At 68.9% G+C, this 19,839-nt stretch carries 17 protein-coding genes; 14 read left to right on the top strand and 3 right to left on the bottom strand.

Going from position 1 to position 19,839, the window contains the following annotated elements:
- Nucleotides 1–106: 106 nt before the first annotated feature.
- Complete coding sequence (locus BN973_RS11445) at nucleotides 107–940, bottom strand: thioesterase family protein (protein WP_036468187.1); 834 nt, start codon at nucleotides 938–940, stop codon at nucleotides 107–109.
- 39 nt (nucleotides 941–979) lie between these two features.
- Between BN973_RS11445 and BN973_RS11450 the strand changes: the two genes are divergently transcribed.
- Nucleotides 980–2,512 (top strand): class I adenylate-forming enzyme family protein, encoded by a 1,533-nt coding sequence (locus BN973_RS11450; RefSeq protein ID WP_198048917.1) that lies wholly within the window; start codon nucleotides 980–982, stop codon nucleotides 2,510–2,512.
- On the top strand, nucleotides 2,509–5,736 hold the full coding sequence (locus BN973_RS11455; protein ID WP_036468190.1) for an acetyl-CoA carboxylase family protein: 3,228 nt from the start codon (nucleotides 2,509–2,511) through the stop codon (nucleotides 5,734–5,736). The genes BN973_RS11450 and BN973_RS11455 overlap by 4 nt, the downstream gene beginning before the upstream one ends.
- Nucleotides 5,737–5,757: 21 nt before the next feature.
- Here the strand turns inward: BN973_RS11455 and BN973_RS30455 are convergent, their stop codons facing one another.
- Nucleotides 5,758–6,087: a PE-PGRS family protein gene (locus BN973_RS30455; RefSeq protein ID WP_084163601.1), complete on the bottom strand. Its 330-nt coding sequence runs from the start codon at nucleotides 6,085–6,087 to the stop codon at nucleotides 5,758–5,760.
- Between the two features lie 135 nt (nucleotides 6,088–6,222).
- On the opposite strand from BN973_RS30455, the gene BN973_RS11465 reads away from it, so the two are divergent.
- Genes BN973_RS11465 through BN973_RS11480 form a run of 4 tightly spaced genes read left to right on the top strand, consistent with a single transcriptional unit; the run spans nucleotide 6,223 to nucleotide 10,512 of the window.
- Nucleotides 6,223–7,005 carry an SDR family oxidoreductase gene (locus tag BN973_RS11465; RefSeq protein ID WP_036468194.1) on the top strand — a complete coding sequence of 261 codons (783 nt, stop codon included), beginning with the start codon at nucleotides 6,223–6,225 and terminating at the stop codon, nucleotides 7,003–7,005.
- Nucleotides 7,002–8,183 (top strand): acyl-CoA dehydrogenase family protein, encoded by a 1,182-nt coding sequence (locus tag BN973_RS11470; RefSeq protein WP_036468196.1) that lies wholly within the window; start codon nucleotides 7,002–7,004, stop codon nucleotides 8,181–8,183. Before BN973_RS11465 ends, BN973_RS11470 begins: the two co-directional genes overlap by 4 nt.
- Entirely contained in the window at nucleotides 8,180–9,277 is a 1,098-nt protein-coding gene (locus BN973_RS11475; protein WP_036468197.1) for an acyl-CoA dehydrogenase family protein, read from the top strand. The genes BN973_RS11470 and BN973_RS11475 overlap by 4 nt, the downstream gene beginning before the upstream one ends.
- Nucleotides 9,278–9,282: 5 nt before the next feature.
- Nucleotides 9,283–10,512 carry a glycosyltransferase gene (locus BN973_RS11480; RefSeq protein WP_036468198.1) on the top strand — a complete coding sequence of 410 codons (1,230 nt, stop codon included), beginning with the start codon at nucleotides 9,283–9,285 and terminating at the stop codon, nucleotides 10,510–10,512.
- Here BN973_RS11480 and BN973_RS11485 read toward each other — a convergent pair.
- Nucleotides 10,509–11,258: a dienelactone hydrolase family protein gene (locus tag BN973_RS11485; protein WP_036468199.1), complete on the bottom strand. Its 750-nt coding sequence runs from the start codon at nucleotides 11,256–11,258 to the stop codon at nucleotides 10,509–10,511. The two genes, BN973_RS11480 and BN973_RS11485, sit on opposite strands and share 4 nt — an antisense overlap.
- Before the next feature lie 96 nt (nucleotides 11,259–11,354).
- Here BN973_RS11485 and BN973_RS11490 point away from each other — a divergent pair, with 96 nt between their 5' ends.
- From BN973_RS11490 to thyX, 8 genes are all read left to right on the top strand, one after another.
- The gene (locus BN973_RS11490; RefSeq protein ID WP_025736172.1) at nucleotides 11,355–12,155 is read left to right on the top strand and encodes a thymidylate synthase; all 801 of its coding nucleotides are present in this window, start codon (nucleotides 11,355–11,357) and stop codon (nucleotides 12,153–12,155) included.
- Nucleotides 12,152–12,637 carry a dihydrofolate reductase gene (locus BN973_RS11495; RefSeq protein ID WP_036468200.1) on the top strand — a complete coding sequence of 162 codons (486 nt, stop codon included), beginning with the start codon at nucleotides 12,152–12,154 and terminating at the stop codon, nucleotides 12,635–12,637. Before BN973_RS11490 ends, BN973_RS11495 begins: the two co-directional genes overlap by 4 nt.
- Nucleotides 12,638–12,752: 115 nt before the next feature.
- Nucleotides 12,753–13,451 carry a coiled-coil domain-containing protein gene (locus BN973_RS11500; protein ID WP_036468201.1) on the top strand — a complete coding sequence of 233 codons (699 nt, stop codon included), beginning with the start codon at nucleotides 12,753–12,755 and terminating at the stop codon, nucleotides 13,449–13,451.
- Nucleotides 13,452–13,492: 41 nt separating this feature from the next.
- Complete coding sequence (locus BN973_RS11505) at nucleotides 13,493–14,725, top strand: winged helix-turn-helix domain-containing protein (RefSeq protein WP_036468202.1); 1,233 nt, start codon at nucleotides 13,493–13,495, stop codon at nucleotides 14,723–14,725.
- Entirely contained in the window at nucleotides 14,725–16,107 is a 1,383-nt protein-coding gene (locus BN973_RS11510; RefSeq protein WP_036468203.1) for a class I SAM-dependent DNA methyltransferase, read from the top strand. The genes BN973_RS11505 and BN973_RS11510 overlap by 1 nt, the downstream gene beginning before the upstream one ends.
- A complete protein-coding gene (locus BN973_RS11515; RefSeq protein ID WP_051641574.1) occupies nucleotides 16,104–17,216 on the top strand; it encodes a restriction endonuclease subunit S in 1,113 nt (370 codons plus the stop codon). Before BN973_RS11510 ends, BN973_RS11515 begins: the two co-directional genes overlap by 4 nt.
- A gap of 219 nt (nucleotides 17,217–17,435) precedes the next feature.
- Complete coding sequence (locus BN973_RS11520; RefSeq protein WP_232232068.1) at nucleotides 17,436–18,992, top strand: MFS transporter; 1,557 nt, start codon at nucleotides 17,436–17,438, stop codon at nucleotides 18,990–18,992.
- A 30-nt stretch (nucleotides 18,993–19,022) separates the two neighbouring features.
- Nucleotides 19,023–19,775: an FAD-dependent thymidylate synthase gene (thyX, locus tag BN973_RS11525; RefSeq protein WP_036472306.1), complete on the top strand. Its 753-nt coding sequence runs from the start codon at nucleotides 19,023–19,025 to the stop codon at nucleotides 19,773–19,775.
- The last annotated feature ends 64 nt before the right edge of the window (nucleotides 19,776–19,839 follow it).

Consider the following 19,839-nt stretch of genomic DNA (forward strand, 5'->3'; position numbering starts at 1 on the left):
CGTGCGAGTCCGCGGCCTTGCACGGTGGTACCTCGTGCTGCTCAAAATGCGACAAATACCGACAACCATGACGGCAATAGCGCGCCCAACAACGCTTGCGGGTGGACTAGGTGTGGGTCGGCTTGAATGCGTCGGCGGGTTGGGCCACCGCCAGTGCCGAGCTGGTTCCGATCGGGCCGTGGCAGTCGAACAGGGTCGCCGCGCCGGTGGCCACCCCGGCTGTGCCGTAGTGGCTTTGGGCGGCCAGCCCGATGAACTCTCCGTCGGGCAATCGGCTCGCGGTCACGGTGTAGTCGGCATTGATATAGCGCAATCCGCCTGTGCCCCAATGCGTGAGCGAACTCGTGATGTCGCCGGCGAAGGCCAGGCGGATAAACGGTGTGAGCGGGTGGCCGTGCACCATCGGCCGGAACAGCCGCGCCCAGGCGAACTTCTGGGCGTGCGACTGCTCCCACTCGCCCGCGGCGATGCCGGGGCTTCCTTCGAAGGTGGCCCCGTATCCCCAGATGAGAAACGGCATGTCGGCCGGGAAACCGTCAGAGGAGGTCGGCAGCTCGGGCATCTTCACCGGCAGGGACCACACCCGGCCGTCGGGATGCTCGCCGCGGCGCAGGAACAGCGCGCTGGCCCGGGCGACGATCTCGCCGCGCTGGATCAGGGCGGCGTCGACCAGTTTGATACGGCGGCCTTCCCGCTGTACCGAGGTCTGAACCTGCACCGGGCGCAGCAGCACCGGCCGCAACAGGTCGACGGTCAGGCGGGCGGGCTGGAAGTCGGGATCGATGCCCGATTGTTCTATGCCCCAACCCAACAGGCCGCCGACGATCTGGCCGCCCATCGCCGCACCCCATGGCCCTTGCGTCAGCGGGCCCGGAACGTAGGAGTCGCCGTCGACAGTGAAGAACGCCTCGGGCATGATGGCGGAATCGTCGATCGTCACCGCTATCACGATAGGACACGCCGATAGTAAGGACCGGGCATGCCTGAAGTGATCGAAATTTCGCGCGAGCACAACCCGTTCGCGACGACGGGCGTGACCCGCGATCCTGACGGCATCCCGCGCTACGACGATCTGCCGGCGACGCTGCTGGACATGCTGGCCGAGCAGGTCGACCGCCATCCCGACGGCGAGGCCGTCGTCGAAGTCGGAGCCGGGCGATTGACCTACCGGCAGCTGTGGGAGCGCGCCGCGCGGGTCGCCGGTGGATTGCGCGCGGCCGGTGTCGAACCCGGTGACCGTGTCGCAGTGCGCCACCCCGCGGGCATCGACTGGGTGCTGGCGTTTTGGGGAACCGTGATGTCCGGTGGCGTTGCCGTGGCGGTCAATACGCGGTCGGCGCAGCCGGAGGTCGAGTTCGTGTTGTCCGATTGCGGGGCCCGGGTGGATCTGGCCGCGGACGTGCCGCTGCCCGACGGGCAACCGTATGTGGCCGAGGGGCCGGCGCGCACGGACGCGGCCGCGCTGTTCTACACCTCGGGGACCACCGGCCACCCGAAGGGCGTGCCGACCAGCCACGAGGCGTTCCTCACCAACATCGAGAACGTGCTTCGGTGCCAAGGGTTGTCGAGGGATGTCGGAGCGGGTCTGCGTACCCTGATCTCGGTGCCGCTGTTCCATGTAACCGGTTGCAACACACAGCTTCTGGTGGCCGCCGCGGTGGGGGGAACGGCGGTGATCCTGCCGGCGCTGAACCTGGACCAGCTGATCGACTCGCTGCGGGCTGAGCGCATCACGAGCATGGTGACGGTGCCCGCGGTCTACTCGCTATTGTTGCGGCACAAGGAATTCGCAAACCTCGATGTGTCCGGTGTGCGCTGGGTGGGCTACGGTGGAGCGCCCATCGCGCCGTCGCTGGTGGGTTCGGTGAAAGACGCGTTCCCGCACGCCACGGTGTTCAACGGTTACGGCATGACCGAGTCCGCCTCGTTGATGACCGTGCTGCCCGACTCCGACGCTATCGACCACGCCGACTCGGTGGGGTACGCCGTCCCCTCGGTGGACCTCGGCGTGATCGCCGGCGGAGGCGACGCGGGCGTCGGGGAGTTGGTGGCGCGCGGGGCCAATCTGACTGCCGGATACTGGAACCGGCCGCAGGCCACCCGGGCCACCATCGTGGACGGCTGGCTGCACACCGGCGACGTGGTTCGGGTCGACGCCGCGGGCCGGGTGCACATCGTCGACCGGCTCAAGGACATCATCAACCGCGGCGGCGAAAACGTCTCCAGCGTCGAGGTCGAGGCGGTGCTGCTGGCCGCGCCCAACGTCGCGGATGCGTGCGTGCTGGCGGTGCCCGACGAGGTCATGGGGGAGAAGGTCGGCGCCGTACTGTTCGGCGGGGCAGCGCAGATCGACGTGCCGGCCGTACTCGAGCACTGCCGCGGGCAGCTCGCCGACTTCAAGATCCCGCAATACGTCACGGTGGCAGCAGAACCATTGCCGCGCAACGCCGGTGGCAAACTCCTCAAGGCCAGGCTTCGGGGCGAGGTGCAGTGGGGTGACGCGCTGCGATGACCACGACCTTGCTGATCGCCAACCGCGGCGAGATTGCTCTTCGGATCATCCGCACCGCAACGGAATTGGGCATGCAGACGGTCGCGGTCTACGCCGAGGACGACGCCGAGAGCCCGCACGTTCATGCGGCGGACGAAGCGATCGGCCTGCCCGGCAGCGGTCCCGACGCCTACCTGGATCAGTCCTCGATCCTGGCGGCGGCGAAAAACGCCGGGGCGCAGCTGATTCACCCGGGCTACGGCTTTCTCGCGGAGAACGCCGATTTCGCGCGTGCGTGCGCAACCGCCGGGCACACGTTCGTGGGGCCGGATGCCGCTGTGCTCGAGACGGTCGGTAACAAGTCCACGGCGCGCGCCGCCGCGGTCGCCGCGGGGGTGCCGGTGCTGCCGGCCACCGCAGGGCCCAGCAGCATCGAGGATGTCCGCGCATTCTTCGCCGCCCACGACGGGGCCATCATGATCAAGGCGCTGGCCGGCGGGGGCGGGCGCGGTATGCGCCGAGTGGACAGCGCCGACCAGATCGACAACGCCTACCGCCAGTGCGCCGCCGAGGCGCAACTGGGATTCGGCAATCCCGCCGTGTTCGCCGAGGCGCTGCTTGACGACGCCCGCCATATCGAGGTGCAGATCGTCGCGGCGCCGGCCGGGCCCCGAACGCATGCGCTTGCCCTGGGCGACCGCGACTGCAGCATCCAGCGCCGCTACCAGAAGCTCGTCGAAATAGCACCGGCGCAAGGGCTTTCGGATTCCCTGCGTCGCGAGCTGCACCTGGCCGCGGCCCGGTTGTGCGGCAGAGCGGGCCTGCGCGGGCTGGCCACCGTCGAATTCCTGGTTGCCGGTGAGACGTTCGTCTTCCTCGAGATCAACCCGCGCATCCAGGTCGAGCACACGATCACCGAAGAGACCACCGGGGTGGATTTGGTGGCCGCCCAGCTCGCGATCGCCGGCGGCGCGTCCTACTACCAGCTGGGGTTGCCGTCCGGAATCGCTTCTGACGGTGAGGAAGTCATCGGCGAGCCCGCCGCGCGGCGCGGCATCGCGATACAGGCCCGCGTCAACACGGAGACCATGACCGCGGACGGGACGGTGGTGCCCGCGGCGGGCACCCTGACGGTGTTCTCGCCGCCGAGCGGTCCGGGAGTGCGCGTCGACACCTTCGGCCGGACGGGGTTGGCGTTGACTGCGCGCTACGACTCGCTGCTGGCCAAGGTCGTCACCCACGTCCGCGGGCCGTCGCTGCAGGCGGCGCTGCGCAAGTCGCGCACCGCGCTGGGCGAGTTCGGCATCGAGGGTGTGCGCACGAACCTCAGTTTTCTGCAGGAGCTGTTGTCCGACAGCCAGATCCAGTTGGGTGTGGTGACGACCGGCTTCCTCGACGCGAAGCTGCCCGAGCTGGCGGCCGCGGCGCTGACGCACGAGCATGACACCCGGGTGGTGCCGGTCGAGCTGTATCCCGGTGAGGAGGCGCTGCGCGCCCAGCTGGCCGGAACCGTGGTGGAGGTGACCCCCGAGGGCACCGAGGTATCGCCCGGCGACCAGCTGGTCGTGCTGGAAGCAATGAAAATGCAGCACGTGCTCGTCGCGCCGGATGCGCTACGCACGCTCCGCAATCTCGTGACACCGGGTCAGGTCGTGGGGACCGGGGACCCGCTGGTCGTCTTCGCCCGCACCGGCGCCGGCGTGGGCGGCGAGTCCTGTGTTCCCGCAATCGATCTCGACCAGCCGCGTGCCGACCTGGACGAGGTCCGGCGCCGGCATCTGCTCACGCTCGACGAGGGCCGGGTAGCGGCGGTCGCCAAGCGGCACCAGCAGGGGCGCCGCACCGCCCGGGAGAACATCGCCGACCTGGTCGACGACGGCAGCTTCGTCGAGTACGGCGCGCTGGCCATCGCCGCCCAACGCAGCCGGCGCTCGGACGAGGATCTGATCGCCAACACACCGGCCGACGGACTGGTCGCCGGCTTGGCGACCATCGGCGCCGACCGGTTCGGGCGGGCGGCGGCCGAGGCGGTCGTGGTGTCCTACGACTACACCGTGCTCGCCGGAACGCAGGGCATGCGCAACCATGCCAAGACCGACCGCGTCTTCGACATGGCCGGCCGAAAAGGCTTGCCGGTGGTGCTGTTTGCCGAAGGCGGTGGCGGACGGCCCGGCGACACCGACGTCGGCGGCGCCGCCGGGCTGGACGTGCCGACCTTTCGGGTGCTGGCCGGGCTGCGCGGTCGGGTGCCGCTGGTGTCCATCGTCTCCGGGCGTTGCTTCGCCGGCAATGCCGCGTTGGCCGGGGTGTGCGATGTGATCATCGCGACGCCGGACGCCAACATCGGGATGGGCGGGCCGGCGATGATCGAGGGCGGCGGGCTCGGGGTGTATCCGCCCGAGGCGATCGGCCCGATCGACGTGCAGCGGCACAACGGGGTGGTGAGCCTGGTCGCGCGGGACGAGGCGCACGCGGTGTCGCTGGCCAAGCAGTATCTGTCGTACTTTCAGGGCAGCATCGGCGACTGGGCGGCGCCCGAGCCGCGGCTGGCCCGACATGTGGTGCCGGAGAACCGGTTACGCGCCTACGACGTGCGCCGGGCGATCGAGGCGATCGTCGACGTCGGCTCCGTCCTCGAGCTGAGCCCCGACTACGGCGTCGGGATCGTCACCGCACTGGTGCGGGTAGAGGGCGTGGCGTACGGGTTGCTGGCCAACAGCAGCCACCATCTGGGCGGGGCGATCGACGCGGAGGCCGCCGACAAGGCCGGCGACTTCCTCACCCTGTGTGAATCGTTCCGGCTGCCGGTCATTTCGTTGTGCGATACACCGGGATTCATGGTCGGGCCGGACGCGGAAAAGCAAGCCGCGGTCCGCCGGTTCGGCCGGATGTTCGTGCTGGGCGCGCGGCTGACGGTGCCGCTGGGAATGATCATCTTGCGCAAGGGCTACGGCCTGGGCGCAATGGCCATGGCGGGGGGTTCTTTTCACGCCCCGCAGTTCACCGTCGCCTGGCCGACGGGGGAGATCGGCGGCATGGGGCTGGAAGGCGCGGTGCGGCTCGGCTTCAGCAAGGAGCTGGCCGCGGCAGCCTCTCCCGCCGAACGCGAGCAGCTATTCGAGAAGCTGGTGGCGGCGGCCTACCAACACGGTAAGGCGCTTCGGGCCGCCACGACGTTCGAACTCGATGACGTGATCGACCCCTCAGACTCCCGGGCCTGGATCACCAGGCTGGCGAGAGTCTGATAGGGCCGTGCCGGAGGGGAATCAGGCGTGGCCGGATCCGCAGCCAACGCCTGGCAGACATCCAGTACCGCCCGGGACGCCACCCGGGCCGGCGTTCTGGCCGCCGGAGCCACAGCCGACGCCCGGGATGCAGCCGGTGCCGCCCGGCCCGCCACCCGGCCCGTTGTTCTGGCCGCCGGATCCGCAGTTGCCATTGGCGTCGCAGCCGCCGCCACCCGGGTCGTCCTTGAAGACGACGTGGGTGGGCGCCGGGCTCGTCATTGCCGGGGCGGTCGCAAAACTATCCGCAGCGGCCATCGGTGCAGCAGCGATCGCAGCAGCAACGGCGCCGCCGATCACCAGTGGTTTCAGGAGGGTCAATTTCGCTAACATGCGACTCGCATACCACGCACGCGTGCGGACAAAACCTCTCCGGAAAAGATTGATTGCAATCGACTTGCTCCGCCAGCGAACTCCGGGTCCCCACAAAACAAAAGGTGTACAACGATGACCACACTGGATTTGACCGGCCGTACTGCGATTGTCACGGGGGCCTCGCGCGGAATAGGTTTGGCGATCTCGCAGCAGCTGGCGGCCGCGGGCGCCAATGTGGTGCTGACCGCGCGCAAACAGGAAGCAGCGGATGCGGCCGCGGCGCAAGTCGGGGAACGGGCCCTGGGTGTCGGCGCTCACGCGGTCGACGAGGACGCCGCGCGCAGCTGCGTGGCGCTCACGCTGGAAAAGTTCGGCAGCGTGGACATTTTGATCAACAACGCCGGCACCAACCCGGCGTACGGCCCGCTGATCGATCAGGATCACGCGCGATTCACCAAAATCTTCGAGGTCAATCTGTGGGCGCCGTTGCTGTGGACATCCCTGGTAGTCAAAGCATGGATGGGCGAGCACGGTGGCGCGATCGTCAACACCGCCTCCATCGGCGGCCTGCATCAATCCCCGGCGATGGGGATGTACAACGCCACCAAGGCCGCGCTGATCCACGTCACCAAACAACTGGCCCTGGAACTGTCGCCACGTGTCCGGGTCAACGCGATCGCACCGGGAGTCGTTCGCACCAGATTGGCCGAGGCGCTGTGGAAGGACCACGAAGATCCGCTGGCGTCGCAGATCGCGCTCGGTCGCATCGGCGAGCCCGTCGACGTGGCCAACGCGGTGGCGTTCCTGGTTTCCGACGCGGCGAGCTGGATCACCGGGGAGACGATGGTCATCGACGGCGGTCTGCTGCTCGGCGGTGCGCAGGGCTTCCAGATGCGGCCCGAGGGCAAACCATGAGTACCGCAGATCTCGATGCCCGGATACGGGCGCTGCTGGACCAATACGACCCGGCGACCACCGAGCCGCGGGAATTCCTTGGCGCGCAATACGATGCGGGCCTGGCCTGGGTGCACCTACCGCAGGGGTTCGGCGGCCTGGGCCTGCCGCGCAAAGCCCAGGAGCGGGTCGACGCGCAGCTCGCCGCGGCCGGTGCACCGGTGGGCGGCACCGTGAAGAACTACATCGGCATGGGCATGGCGGCGCCGACCATCGCGGCGTTCGGAACCGACGAACAGAAGCGAAAGTTCTTGCGCCCGTTGTTCACCGGTGAACAGATCTATTGCCAGTTGTTCAGCGAGCCGGGTGCCGGGTCGGACCTGGCCGGGGTGTCCACCCGCGCCGTTCGCGACGGCGACGACTGGATCGTCAACGGGCAGAAGGTGTGGACGTCGCAGGCCCAGAACGCCCAGATGGCCATCCTGGTTGCCCGCACCGACCCGACGGTGCCCAAACACGCCGGCCTGACCTACTTTCTGTGCGACGTGACCCAACCCGGTGTCGAGATCCGGCCGCTGCGCCAGATCACCGGCGAGGCCGAGTTCAACGAGGTGTTCCTCACCGATGCGCGGGTGCCCGACGCCAATCGGCTCGGCCCCGAGGGCGGCGGCTGGCGGGTCGCCACCACCACGCTGAACAACGAGCGCGTCGCGATCGGCTCCCGCTCCGGTGTGCCCCGCGAAAGCGGCCACATCGGCAAGGTCGCCACCGCGTGGCGACACGATCCCACACTGCGTAATCCCGCGATGCACGACGAGCTGATGCGGTTGTGGGTCGAGGCGGAGGTGTTGCGGCTCGCCGGCGAACGGTTGGGGCAGCAGGCCAGCACCGGCCAGCCAGGGCCGGAGGGGGCGGGCATGAAGATCGCCTTTGCGACGCTGGCGCAAGCGATTTCGGGATTCGAGATCGAAATGCACGCCGAGGCGGGACTGTGTTACGACGACTGGACCATGCGCCGGCCCGAGACGGTCGACCTGGTCGGCCGCGGACCCGGCTACCGGTATCTGCGCGCGCGCGGGAACTCGATCGAGGGTGGCACCTCGGAGATCTTGCGCAACACCATCTCCGAGCGGATTCTCGGCCTGCCCGGCGAACACCGCGTCGACAAGGACGTCGCGTGGAAGGACCTGGATCGATGAGCATCGGGGACTTGCTGTACTCCGACACCGAGGACGCCCTGCGGGACAGCGTTCGTCACCTGTTCGCCGACCGGTGCCTACCCGAAGTCCTCAACCGGGCTTACGACCCTGAGCCACAAGACTTTTCCGATGTGTGGCGGCGACTGGCCGGTGAGCTGGGGGTCGCGGGTCTGTTGGTGCCGGAATCGCTGGGCGGGGCCGGCGCGAGTGCCCGCGAGGCCGCCGTCGTGATGGAGGAGATCGGCCGCGCCGTCGCGCCGGTGCCGTTTTTGTCCAGCGCGGTGCTCGCCACGGTCGCGCTGGCGCGGGCCGGCGAGACCGAAACCCTGTCGGCGCTCGCGCAAGGCGACCTCACCGCGGCGTTGGCGGTGCCGCTGTCCACCGCGCCCGGCGATCCGGTCGCGGGGGTGAGCAGCGGTGCCGACGGCTTGAGCGGAGCGGTCAGCAGCGTCGCCGGCGCCGCCGAAGCCGACGTGTTGGTGGTGCCGGTTGCGGGCGCCGACGGCCTCGAACTGCACACCGTGTCCGCCACCGCGGCGGGGGTTCAGGTGTCACCGCTGCTGGCCCTGGATATGACGAGACCGCTTGCGAATATCCAGTTTTCGGCAGCGCCGTCGACCTCTGTCGGTCCGGGGCAGGACGCGGTGGCCGCCGCGCTGGAGGCCGGTGCGGCGCTGCTGGCCTCCGAGCAGCTCGGGGTGGCGCAGTGGTGTTTCGACACCACGCTGGCCTACGCCAAGCAGCGCAAGCAGTTCGGCCGCGCGATCGGGTCCTATCAGGCGATCAAGCACCGGTTGGCGGACCTGTGGTTCGAGGTCGGTGCGGCGACGGCGGCGGCGCGCCATGCCGCCGATACCCGCGCTCGGGAAGACCCGGACGCGAGCATCGCCGCGGCCGTCGCGCAGGCCTACTGCAGCGACGTCGCGGTGCACGCCGCCGAGGAGTGCGTGCAGCTGCACGGCGGCATCGGCATGACGTGGGAGTATCCGGCGCACCTGTACCTCAAGCGGGCCAAGAGCGATCAGCTGGCGTTCGGCACTGCCTACCGTCATCGGGCCCGGCTGGCCGGGCTGGTCGACCTGCCGGTGTCGTAATAGCCATGCGGGTGTTGTTGTCGACATACGATTCGCGCGGTGGTGTCGAACCGCTGCTGGCACTGGCGGTGCAGCTGCAGGCGTGCGGCGCCGAGGCGGTGGTATGCGCGCCGCCCGACGACGAATTCGCCGAGCGGGCAGCAGATTTCGGGATCCCGCTGGTGGGGTTCGGCCCGTCGGTGCGGGCGATGACGACCGCGGCGGCGCAGTCGTCGGAGCAGGATCTGCGCGCGCACGTGCTCGGGCTGCTTGCCGCGCAGTTCGACACCGTCGCCGCCGCGGCGCAGGGATGCGACGCGATCGTGTCGACCGCGCTGGTGTGGACGGCGGCCGGCGCCCGTTCGGTGGCCGACAAACTCGGCATCCACTACGCCTACGCCAGCTACCACCCGACCCACCTCCCGTCGCCGTACCACCCGCCGCCGGAATTCGTCGGCCGCGGCATGGGGACGAGCGAGACGGACAACCGGGTGATGTGGAATCACAACGCCCACAACGCCAATACGTTGTTCGGCCCCACCCTCAACAGCCACCGTGCAACGATCGGCCTGACCCCGGTGACCGACGTCCGTAATTACGCCTACACCAACCAGCCGTGGTTGGCGGCCGACCCGACGCTCGGCCCGTGGCAGCCGCTGGCCGACCTGCACGTCGTGCAGACCGGCGCGTGGGTGCTGCCCGACGAGCGCCCACTGCCGGCCGAGCTGGAGGAGTTCCTGAACGCCGGCGCGCCGCCGGTGTACGTCGGCTTCGGCAGCATGCCGCTGTGGGGCTCCAAGGAGGTCGTGCCGATGGCGATCGAGGCCATCCGCGCCCGGGGCCGACGCGTGCTGCTGTCCAGCGGCTGGGCCGGGCTGGCCCCCATCGACGACCGCGACGATTGCCTGGGCGTCGGTGAGGTCAACCAGCAAGCGCTGTTCGGGCGGGTGGCCGCCGTCGTGCACCACGGCGGCGCGGGCACGACGACGACCGCGGCCCGAGCGGGCGTGCCGCAGCTCGTCGTGCCGCAGGGGGCCGACCAGGTGTACTGGGCCCGCCGGGTGGCCGAGCTGGGCATCGGCAGCGCGTGCGACGGCCCGACTCCGCCCCCGGGCTCGCTGCCGGCCGCACTCGAGGTCGTCCTCGGCGACGAGACCCGAGCGCGGGCGACGGCGGTGGCCGCCGCGACCCGCGCCGACGGTGCGGCGGTGGCCGCAAAGTTGTTGCTCGACGCGGTGGGCCGGCGACGGCGTTAACGCGGCAGCGCCGCAGCGAACACCTCCGTCATCGCCTCCCAGTGCCGCTCGGCGGCGGCCGGGTCGTAGGGCGGGTTGTCCGGGACCGCGAAGCCGTGCGCCGCGGGGTACCACTCGATGGTGTGCCGCACGCCGGCCGCCGTCAGCGCCTTGTCGAGCTGTTCGGCATGGTCGGCGGTGAACGATGCGTCGTTCTCGGCGCCGCCGACGTAGACCGTCGCGGTCATCTTCTCGGCCAGCAGGTGCGGGCTGTCCGCGGTGTCGGACACCAGGCCGCCGCCGTGAAACGACGCCGCGGCCGCGACCCGGTCCGGAATCCGGCCGGCCACCAGCACCGAGATTCGCCCGCCCATGCAGTAGCCGCACACGCCGAAGCGTTCCCCGGATACCTCCGGGCGTTCGGCCAGGTAGTCGAAGAACGCGCGGCCGTCGCTGGCGATCTTGTCGGGCGTCAGGCCGCCGATCATCGAGAACAGGCGCTTGCGTTCCTGTTCGTCGCCGAACACGGTGGCCATGTCGAAGGGGGCCCAATCGGCGTTGCGGTAGTACACGTCCGGCAGCAGCACCGTGTAACCGAATCCGGCCAGCTTGGCCGCCATTTGCCCGAAGGTGTCGCGCACTCCGCCGGCGTCGGGGTACATGATCACGCCGGGGTGCGGGGCTTGGGTGTCCGGACCTCCCGGGGTGAACAGCTGGACCGTGCAGGTCCCGTCGGCGGTGGTGATGGTGTCGGTGATGTTCGGCATGGCACCGTTCTACTCCTGGGAGCTAGCGGCAAATTAATGGCGTCGACCCGCCGCGCCCGGCTACGCCGCGCTCGCGATCGCCGTTAAGCTTTCCGCGTGCCGATCCCCACGCCCTACGAGGACTTACTGCGCCTGGTCCTCGAGACGGGCTCGGCCAAATCGGACCGCACCGGGACCGGCACCCGCAGCCTGTTCGGCCGGCAGTTGCGCTATGACCTGTCGGCCGGCTTCCCGCTGCTGACCACCAAGAAGGTCCACCTCAAATCGGTGGTCTACGAGTTGCTGTGGTTTTTGCGCGGCGACTCCAACGTCGGCTGGTTACACGAGCACGGCGTCACGATCTGGGACGAATGGGCAAGCGACACAGGCGATCTGGGTCCCATCTACGGCGTCCAGTGGCGGTCCTGGCCGACCCCTTCGGGTGAGCACATCGACCAGATCAGCGCCGCACTGGAATTGCTGCGCACCGACCCGGACTCGCGGCGCAACATCGTGTCGGCGTGGAACGTCGGCGAGATCCCGCAGATGGCGCTGCCGCCGTGTCATGCGTTCTTCCAGTTCTACGTGGCCGACGGGCGGCTGAGCTGCCAGCTCTACCAGCGCAGCGCCGACCTGTTCCTGGGTGTGCCGTTCAACATCGCCAGCTACGCGCTGCTGACGCACATGATGGCGGCCCAGGCCGGCCTGGGCGTCGGCGAGTTCGTCTGGACCGGCGGTGATTGCCACATCTACGACAACCACGTCGACCAGGTGCGCACGCAGCTCAGTCGCGATCCGCGGCCGTATCCGGAACTCGTTTTGGCCCACCGGGATTCGATCTTCGACTACACCTACGACGACATCGTCGTGAAGAACTACGATCCACACCCGGCTATCAAGGCTCCCGTCGCTGTATGACACTTCTCGGCTTGGTGTGGGCGCAGTCCACATCCGGTGTCATCGGCCGCAATGGCGACATCCCCTGGCATGTGCCCGAAGACCTGGCCCGCTTCAAGCAGGTGACCGTGGGCCACACCGTCGTCATGGGCCGGCGGACCTGGGACTCGCTGCCGGCCCGGGTGCGGCCGCTGCCCGGTCGCAGAAACATCGTGCTGTCCCGCCGGGCCGACTTCGCCGCCGACGGAGCCGAAGTGGTCGACTCGCTGGACAAGGCCCTCACCGACCCCGAAGCGTGGGTGATCGGCGGCGCCCAGATCTACCGGCTCGCGCTGCCGCACGCCGGCCGGTGCGAGGTCACCGAGATCGAGGTCGACCTGGTCCGCGAGGACGAGGACGCGCTGGCCCCGGTGCTCGACGAGACGTGGCGTGGCGAGACGGGCGAATGGCAGGTCAGCCGCTCTGGGCTGCGGTATCGGTTTCACAGCTATCGTCGAGCCTGAGTGCTCGCCCGCGGCGGCGTGGTCCGCGCCGGGGCCGGACCTGACATACTCGACCGGGGGTGGGCGGGGTCGAAGCAACGCGGATTCCGGAGTTCCCGGGGAGGGGAAATTGGCAGTGATCACCGAACCCACAACGGCATTCAGCCGCAAATGGATGGGCTATGACGCGGCCGCGGTCGACGCCCACATCGAGATGTTGACCACCAAGCAGAATCTGCTGCTCAACGACGTCGAAAGCCTGCGGGCCCGGCTGAAGGAATCCGGGGAGGAAGCGGCCGCGCTGCGCAAGGAGGTGGCCGCGCTCACCGACACCTCACCCGCGCCGCACGCGATCCAGCAACGGATGGCGAAGATGTTGAGCCGCGCCGTCGACGAGATTTCCGAGATGCAGGCCGAGGCGCGCGCCGAGGCCGAGGCGCTGATCGCGGCGGCCGAAGCCGAAATCGAGGCCGAGCAGCGAAAGCACCGCGAGGTGCTGGCGGATCTGGCCGCGCAGCAAAAGGCGATGGAAGCGCAGTATCGCGAAACCAAGGAAACCCTCGAGGCCGAACTGGCCAGCATGCGCGAGGACGCCCGGCGGGCGCGTGAGCAGCTGCTCGCCGAGGCCAACGAGCGCGTCGAACGGGACCGCGAGGAGGCGCGGCGGGCGGTGCGCGCCGCCAGCGAGCAGCGGATCAAGGTCCTGGAACAACTGATGGGGGTCTACCGCGACCTGGAGACGGTTCCGGCCGCTCTCGAGGCGGCCTACCACGAACAGAAGAACCCGCCGCAGGCCGCCGCGGCGCCGGTGGACGACAAGGTCAGCACGGGGTGAGCCTTCGCCGAAGGTGACCGGTTGACCGGTATTCTTCCCGCGTGTCGATCAGCAGGCTGACCGCCGCGCAGGCCCGGCGGATAGCCGTTGCGGCCCAAGGCTTTACCGAGCCGCGGCCCGGTAGCGAAATCACCCGTGCCCACCTGCGTCGGCTGATCTCGAGAATCCAAGTGCTGCAACTGGATTCAGTCTCGGTGGCGGTGCGCGCCCACTACGCGCCGGTGTTCAGCCGGCTCGGGCCGTATGACCGTGACGTGCTGGACCGCGCCGCCTGGGGTCCGCGCTCGTCGCGGCTGCTGGCCGAGTACTGGGCACACGAGGCCGCGCTGATGGCCGTCGACGACTGGCCGCTGTTGCGCTGGCGGATGCGCCAGTACCGGCACGGCCGGTGGGGCACCCACATCGTCAAGGCCAATCCGGAGCTCGTCGACAAGATCGTCGATGCCGTCAGCGAACTCGGTCCCAGCACCGCCGGTCAGATCGAGGCTTATCTCGAGGCCGAAACGCCCGGGCCCCGGGGAAGCTGGTGGGGCAGTCGCAGCGACACCAAATGGGTGGCCGAGGCGCTGTTCGCCTCCGGGGTGCTCACCACGGCCACCCGGGTCGGTTTCTCCCGTCACTACGACCTGGTGGAGCGGGTGCTGCCGGCCGACGTGCTGGCCCGTGAGGTCGACGACGACGAAGCCATCCGCGAGCTTTGCCTGCGCGCGGCCACCGCACTGGGCGTGGCCACCGAGGCCGACATTCGCGACTACTTCCGGCTGTCCGCCCGCCAGGTCAAACCGGCCATCGCGGACCTGGTGGCGGCCGGCGAGATCGAGCGGGTGCAGGTCGACGGCTGGTCGGCGCCCGCATATCTGCATGCCGGCCGCTCGGTGCCGCGGCTGGATCGCGGTACCGCGCTGCTGTGCCCGTTCGACCCGTTGATCTTCTTCCGGCCGCGGGTGGAGCGGCTGTTCAACTTTCACTACCGGATCGAGATCTACACCCCGGCGGCCAAGCGCCGGTACGGCTATTACGTGTGGCCGCTGCTGGTGGACGGCGAGCTGAGGGCGCGGGTCGATCTCAAGGCCGACCGCGCCGCCGACACGCTGCGGGTGGTGGGCGCGTTCGGCGAGCCCGCTGATGATCGGGTGCCCCGCTCCCGGGTGGCCGCCGCGCTGGCCGGTGAGCTGGAGTCGATGGCGTCCTGGCTTGGCCTGGGCCGGTTCACCGTCTCGGGCCGCGGCGACCTGGCCGCAGAGTTGCGCACCGCCGCCAAGCGGGCCGGCTGATGGCGCCGCCCAGGGACCTCAAAGTCACCCTGTGGAAAGCGGCCGACAAGTTGCGCGGCTCCTTGTCCGGCAGCCAGTACAAGGACGTCGTGCTCGGGCTGGTGTTCCTCAAGCACATCTGCGAGTCGCAGTGGAACATGTTGGCGGACAAGGCAAAGTCCGACGACATCGGGCGACTCGTCGACGACGCGATGGACGCCGCGATGACGGCGAACCCGGCCCTGGCCGGAACGCTGCCGCGGATCTACGAAAACCTCGACCAGCGCCGGCTCGGCGAACTGGTCGAGCTGCTGGCGAACGCGCGAATCGGCGGGCCGGGCCCCGGCGACCTGATGGGGCAGGTCTACGAGTACTTCCTGGCCAATTTCGCTCGCGCGGAAGGGAAACGAGGCGGGGAGTTCTTCACCCCGCCCAGCGTCGTGCGACTGATCGTGGAGGTTCTGGAACCGGCGGGCGGACGGGTGTACGACCCGTGCTGCGGTTCGGGCGGGATGTTCGTGCAGACCGAGAATTTCATCGCCGCCCACGACGGCGACCCGAAGGACGTCCGCATCTACGGTCAGGAGGGCGTGGAGCAGACCTGGCGGATGGCGAAGCTGAACCTCGCGATTCACGGGATCGACAACGCCGGCCTGGCCCGGGGCGACACCTTCGTCGAGGACCTGCACGCCGGTGTCCAGATGGACTACGTGATGGCCAATCCGCCGTTCAACATCAAGGATTGGGCCCGCGACGAACACGACCCGCGCTGGCGCTTCGGTGTTCCCGCCGCGGGCAACGCCAATTTCGCCTGGATCCAGCACATCCTGGCAAAGCTGGCGCCGGGCGGCAAGGCCGGCGTGGTGATGGCCAACGGATCGATGTCGTCGAATGCGCTCGGGGAGGGCGATATTCGCGCTCGCATCGTCGATGCGGATCTGGTCTCCTGCATGATCGCGCTGCCCGCGCAGCTGTTCCGCAGTACCGGAATCCCGGTGTGCCTGTGGTTCTTTGCCACCGATAAGGGCGATCGGTCCGGCCAGGTGCTGTTCATCGACGCCCGCGGGCTCGGCTGTCTCGTCAATCGCACCGAGCGCGCGCTCACCGACGAAGAGATCGTCCGGATCGGCGACACCTACCACGCCTGGTGTGGCTCGAAGTCGGCGAAGAGCGTTGGTTACGAAGATATTCCGGGGTTCTGCAAATCCGTATCGCTGGCCGACGTCGCCAAGGCGGGTTACCTGCTCACACCGGGACGCTATGTCGGTACGCCCGCGCCCGCGTCGGACGCGGAGCCGGCCGAGGAGAAGGTCGCGCGACTGACCCGGGAGCTGCTGAGCGCGCTGGATGAGTCCGCGCGACTGGACACCGTGGTGCGGCGGCAGGTGCGTCGATTGTGCTGACGGCAACGCTCGGCGAGTACCTCGATTTTCGCACCGGAAGCGGCGCGCCGGCGCGGGTGCCCGATGGGCGGTTTCCCGTCTACGGCGCCAACGGCACGATCGGCTACGCGGCGAGACCCAATGCGAGCGGCCCGCTGATCGTGGTCGGTCGTGTCGGATCGTATTGCGGCAGCGTGCGTTACTGCGATTCCGATGTGTGGGTTACCGACAACGCATTGGTGTGCAAGGCCAAAGAGCCCGCGGAGACCCGCTATTGGTATTACGCGCTGCAAACCTGCCGGCTGGGCGATCACCGCGGCGGATCGGGGCAGCCCCTGCTCAACCAGGCAATCCTGCGCGACGTGTCGGTGCGGACCGTCCCGAGACACCAGCGACAGCGGATTGCCGCGCTGCTCGGCGCCTTCGACGACAAGGTCGCCGCCAACCAGCGCGTGATCGAATCCGCCGAACGCTTGATGCTGGCTCTCGTCGAGCCGATCTCCGATCACGTGCCGCTGTCGAGCCTGGCGCAGCGGTGCACCGTGATGCGCGAACCGCGCCAATTCGACGACGTCGTCGCACATTTCAGCCTTCCGGCGTTCGACGACGGCGCCACACCCCAGCGGGTCGGGCGCGCATCCGTGAAGAGCGGCAAGCTGGTGCTGTCGCAACCGTGCGTGCTGTTCGCCAAGCTGAACCCACGCATCCCGCGGGTCTGGAATGTCATGCAACTGCCCTCCGAAATGGCCGTCGCGAGTACGGAATTCGTCGTGATGACACCCAACGGTGTTGACACGTCCGCGTTGTGGGCAGCGCTGCGGCAACCCGAAGTCTCGCACCGACTGCGGCAGCAGGTCGCCGGAACCTCGACCAGCCGCCAACGCATCCAACCGGGTGACCTGATGAATGTGCCGGTGCGCGACGTCCGGCGTCTCAGCGCCGATGCGGCGCAGACGATCACCGGTCTGGGTGCGCTGTGTCACGCCCGCCGCAGCGAATCTTTGCTGCTGTCCGGGTTCCGCGACGCGCTGCTGCCGTTGCTGATCTCAGGTGAGGTAGAGGTGAGCGACACACTCGGGCAAACGATCTCGGGTCCACCACAAGTCAACGCGCACGCAACTCACAGGTAGTCGACATGAACCGGCCCTACCCTGGCTGGCGTCACCCGGTGTTGCCTCCTCGGGAGGGGACAGGTGGTGGTCCTGCGAGAAGAGGCAGAAGTCGAATTGCATTGCACACCAAGGTGGCGGCGGCGCCAGGGTCCGGTCACCGTAGCCCCCCGTCTCGGGAATAGCAATGCGCGGCCGGCCATCTCGGACTCGCCACCGGTAGGCGACACGGGGTAGCGCGTGAAACTTCGCGCTGATGTGCACGACATCACACCGACGACTCGGGTCCTGGCGGTGGCGATTGTGGCGTCGATGGTCACCTTTCTCGACGGCAACGTCATCAACCTGGCCCTGCCTGCCATAGCGCACGACCTCGGCGGGGGCTTGACCCTGCAGCAATGGGTCGTCGACGGCTACCTGTTGGCACTGGCGGTGGCGATCCTGCCGGGCGGTTCCATCTCCGATCTGTTCGGGCGACTGCCGGTGCTGCGCCTGGGGCTGGTGACCTTCGGCTTGGGCGCGCTGCTGGCGGCCGCGGCCGTGGGGCCGGCGGTGCTGATCATCGCTCGGCTCGTCCAGGGTTTGGGTGGTGCGTTTCTGGTACCGGGTTCGCTGGCACTGATCAACTCCACCTTCGACCGCGCCGACCGCCCGGCCGCCATCGGCTTGTGGACCGCCTGGACCAGCACAGTTTTCGCGCTGGGCCCGCTGCTGGGCGGATTGGCCGTCGACTTTTTGGGCTGGAGATCGATCTATGTCTTGCTGACCGTCCCGACGGTCGTCGCCTTCGCCCTGACATTCTGGCTGCGTGCGACACCCGGCCCCGTCGACCGCGCTCGCGTTGACGTCGCCGGCGCGGGATTGTCCGCGGTCGGGCTCGGCGCCATGGTGTACGCGCTCATCGAGTCCCATCGGCGCGGCTGGAGCAGCCCGTTGGTCGCCGCGCTGTTGGTCGTGGGCGTGGTGGCGCTGCTGGCGTTCGTAACCTGGGAGCGCCGCGCGCGGAATCCGATGATCCCGCCGATGCTGTTCGGTATGCGCAACTTCGCCGGGGCCAATCTGGCGACCGCGTTCATCTATGGCGGCCTGACGCTGGGCTCGATCGCGATGGCGCTGTATTTGCAAGAGGTCGCGGGCTATCCGGCTCTCGTCGCGGGGTTGATCACGCTGCCCACCCCGATCGTGTCGTTGTTGTTCGCCCGCCGGGTGGGCAACGCGGCCGCGCGCATCGGCCCGCGGATCTTCCTGATCGGGGGCCCGGTGCTGGCCGCGGCGGGGCTGCTGATCATCTGCCCCTGGGCGCACCATTTCGACTTCGCGACTCACCTGCTGCCGGGCCGCTTCGTGCTGGCGGCCGGTCTGGTGCTCACCATCACGCCGTTGAGTTCGGTCATCCTGGTTTGCGTCGAACCCGCCCACAGCGGTATCGCCGCGGCGATCCAAAACGCGGTGGGACGGACTTCCGCGCTGACCGCCGTGGCATGCGTGGGGTTGATCACCGCCGGCCCGCTGAACAACGTCAGTTTCGCCCGGCTGCTGCAGGTCGCCGCGGTGTTGTACCTCGTGGGTGCCGTCGTCGGCGCCATCGGCATCACCAACCCGATCGCGCCCGATGAACCGGTCCCCGGCAAGCTGGCGCCTGGTGACGCCGCCGGCGAAACGCCCACTCCCGTCTGGCCGACCGCACCGCAACGAGGGCCCCGGCCGGGGGCCGAGCTCGGCACGATGTCGCTGCAACGACATCTGTGGCACGCCAAGCGATCCGTGCCGTGCGAACATTCGGACGGTGTTTCCTGACCTCAGCCCCCGCGGGCTAGGGTGAGCGCCGTGGCCGAGATCGCGCCCCTGCGCGTGCAACTGATCGCCAAGACCGAGTTCTTGGCGCCACCGGACGTGCCGTGGACCACCGACGCCGACGGCGGACCCGCGCTGGTCGAGTTCGCCGGACGCGCGTGCTATCAGAGTTGGTCGAAACCCAACCCCAAGACCGCGACCAATGCCGGCTACATCAAACACATCATCGACGTCGGCCACTTTTCGGTGCTCGAGCACGCGAATGTGTCGTTCTACATCACCGGCATCTCGCGGTCGTTGACCCACGAACTGATCCGGCACCGGCATTTCTCCTACTCCCAGCTCTCGCAGCGCTACGTGCCGGAGACCGAGTCGCAGATCGTCGTCCCGCCGGGCCTGGGGGGCGACGCCGAGCTGCGGCAGATCCTGGCCGCGGCGGCCGACGCCAGCCGCGCCACCTACACCGAACTGCTGGCCAAGCTCGAAGCCAAGTTCGCCGACCAGCCGAATGCGGTGCTGCGGCGCAAGCAAGCCCGCCAGGCGGCCCGGGCGGTGCTGCCGAACGCCACCGAGACCCGCATCGTGGTGACCGGGAACTACCGCGCCTGGCGGCACTTCGTCGCGATGCGCGCCAGCGAGCACGCCGACGTGGAAATCCGGCGGCTGGCCATCGAATGCCTGCGCCGGCTCGTCGAGGTCGCGCCGGCGGTATTCGCCGATTTCGAGATCTCCACCCTCGCCGATGGCACCGAGGTCGCTACCAGCCCGCTGGCCACCGAAGCGTGAGACGCGCGGCGCGAATTCGAGTGTGCAGGCGTGGCGTCGCGTGTGCGTCCTGGTCTCCATCGCC

The organism is Mycobacterium triplex (assembly GCF_000689255.1).
GTDB lineage: Bacteria > Actinomycetota > Actinomycetes > Mycobacteriales > Mycobacteriaceae > Mycobacterium > Mycobacterium triplex.

What these genes read in the sequence shown, in the direction of transcription:
- BN973_RS11450 (WP_198048917.1), top strand. Translation starts at nt 980, where the DNA reads ATGCCTGAAGTGATCGAAATTTCGCGCGAGCACAACCCGTTCGCGACG.
- BN973_RS11455 (WP_036468190.1), top strand. Translation starts at nt 2,509, where the DNA reads ATGACCACGACCTTGCTGATCGCCAACCGCGGCGAGATTGCTCTTCGG.
- BN973_RS11465 (WP_036468194.1), top strand. Translation starts at nt 6,223, where the DNA reads ATGACCACACTGGATTTGACCGGCCGTACTGCGATTGTCACGGGGGCC.
- BN973_RS11470 (WP_036468196.1), top strand. Translation starts at nt 7,002, where the DNA reads ATGAGTACCGCAGATCTCGATGCCCGGATACGGGCGCTGCTGGACCAA.
- BN973_RS11475 (WP_036468197.1), top strand. Translation starts at nt 8,180, where the DNA reads ATGAGCATCGGGGACTTGCTGTACTCCGACACCGAGGACGCCCTGCGG.
- BN973_RS11480 (WP_036468198.1), top strand. Translation starts at nt 9,283, where the DNA reads ATGCGGGTGTTGTTGTCGACATACGATTCGCGCGGTGGTGTCGAACCG.
- BN973_RS11485 (WP_036468199.1), bottom strand. Translation starts at nt 11,258, where the DNA reads ATGCCGAACATCACCGACACCATCACCACCGCCGACGGGACCTGCACG.
- BN973_RS11495 (WP_036468200.1), top strand. Translation starts at nt 12,152, where the DNA reads ATGACACTTCTCGGCTTGGTGTGGGCGCAGTCCACATCCGGTGTCATC.
- BN973_RS11510 (WP_036468203.1), top strand. Translation starts at nt 14,725, where the DNA reads ATGGCGCCGCCCAGGGACCTCAAAGTCACCCTGTGGAAAGCGGCCGAC.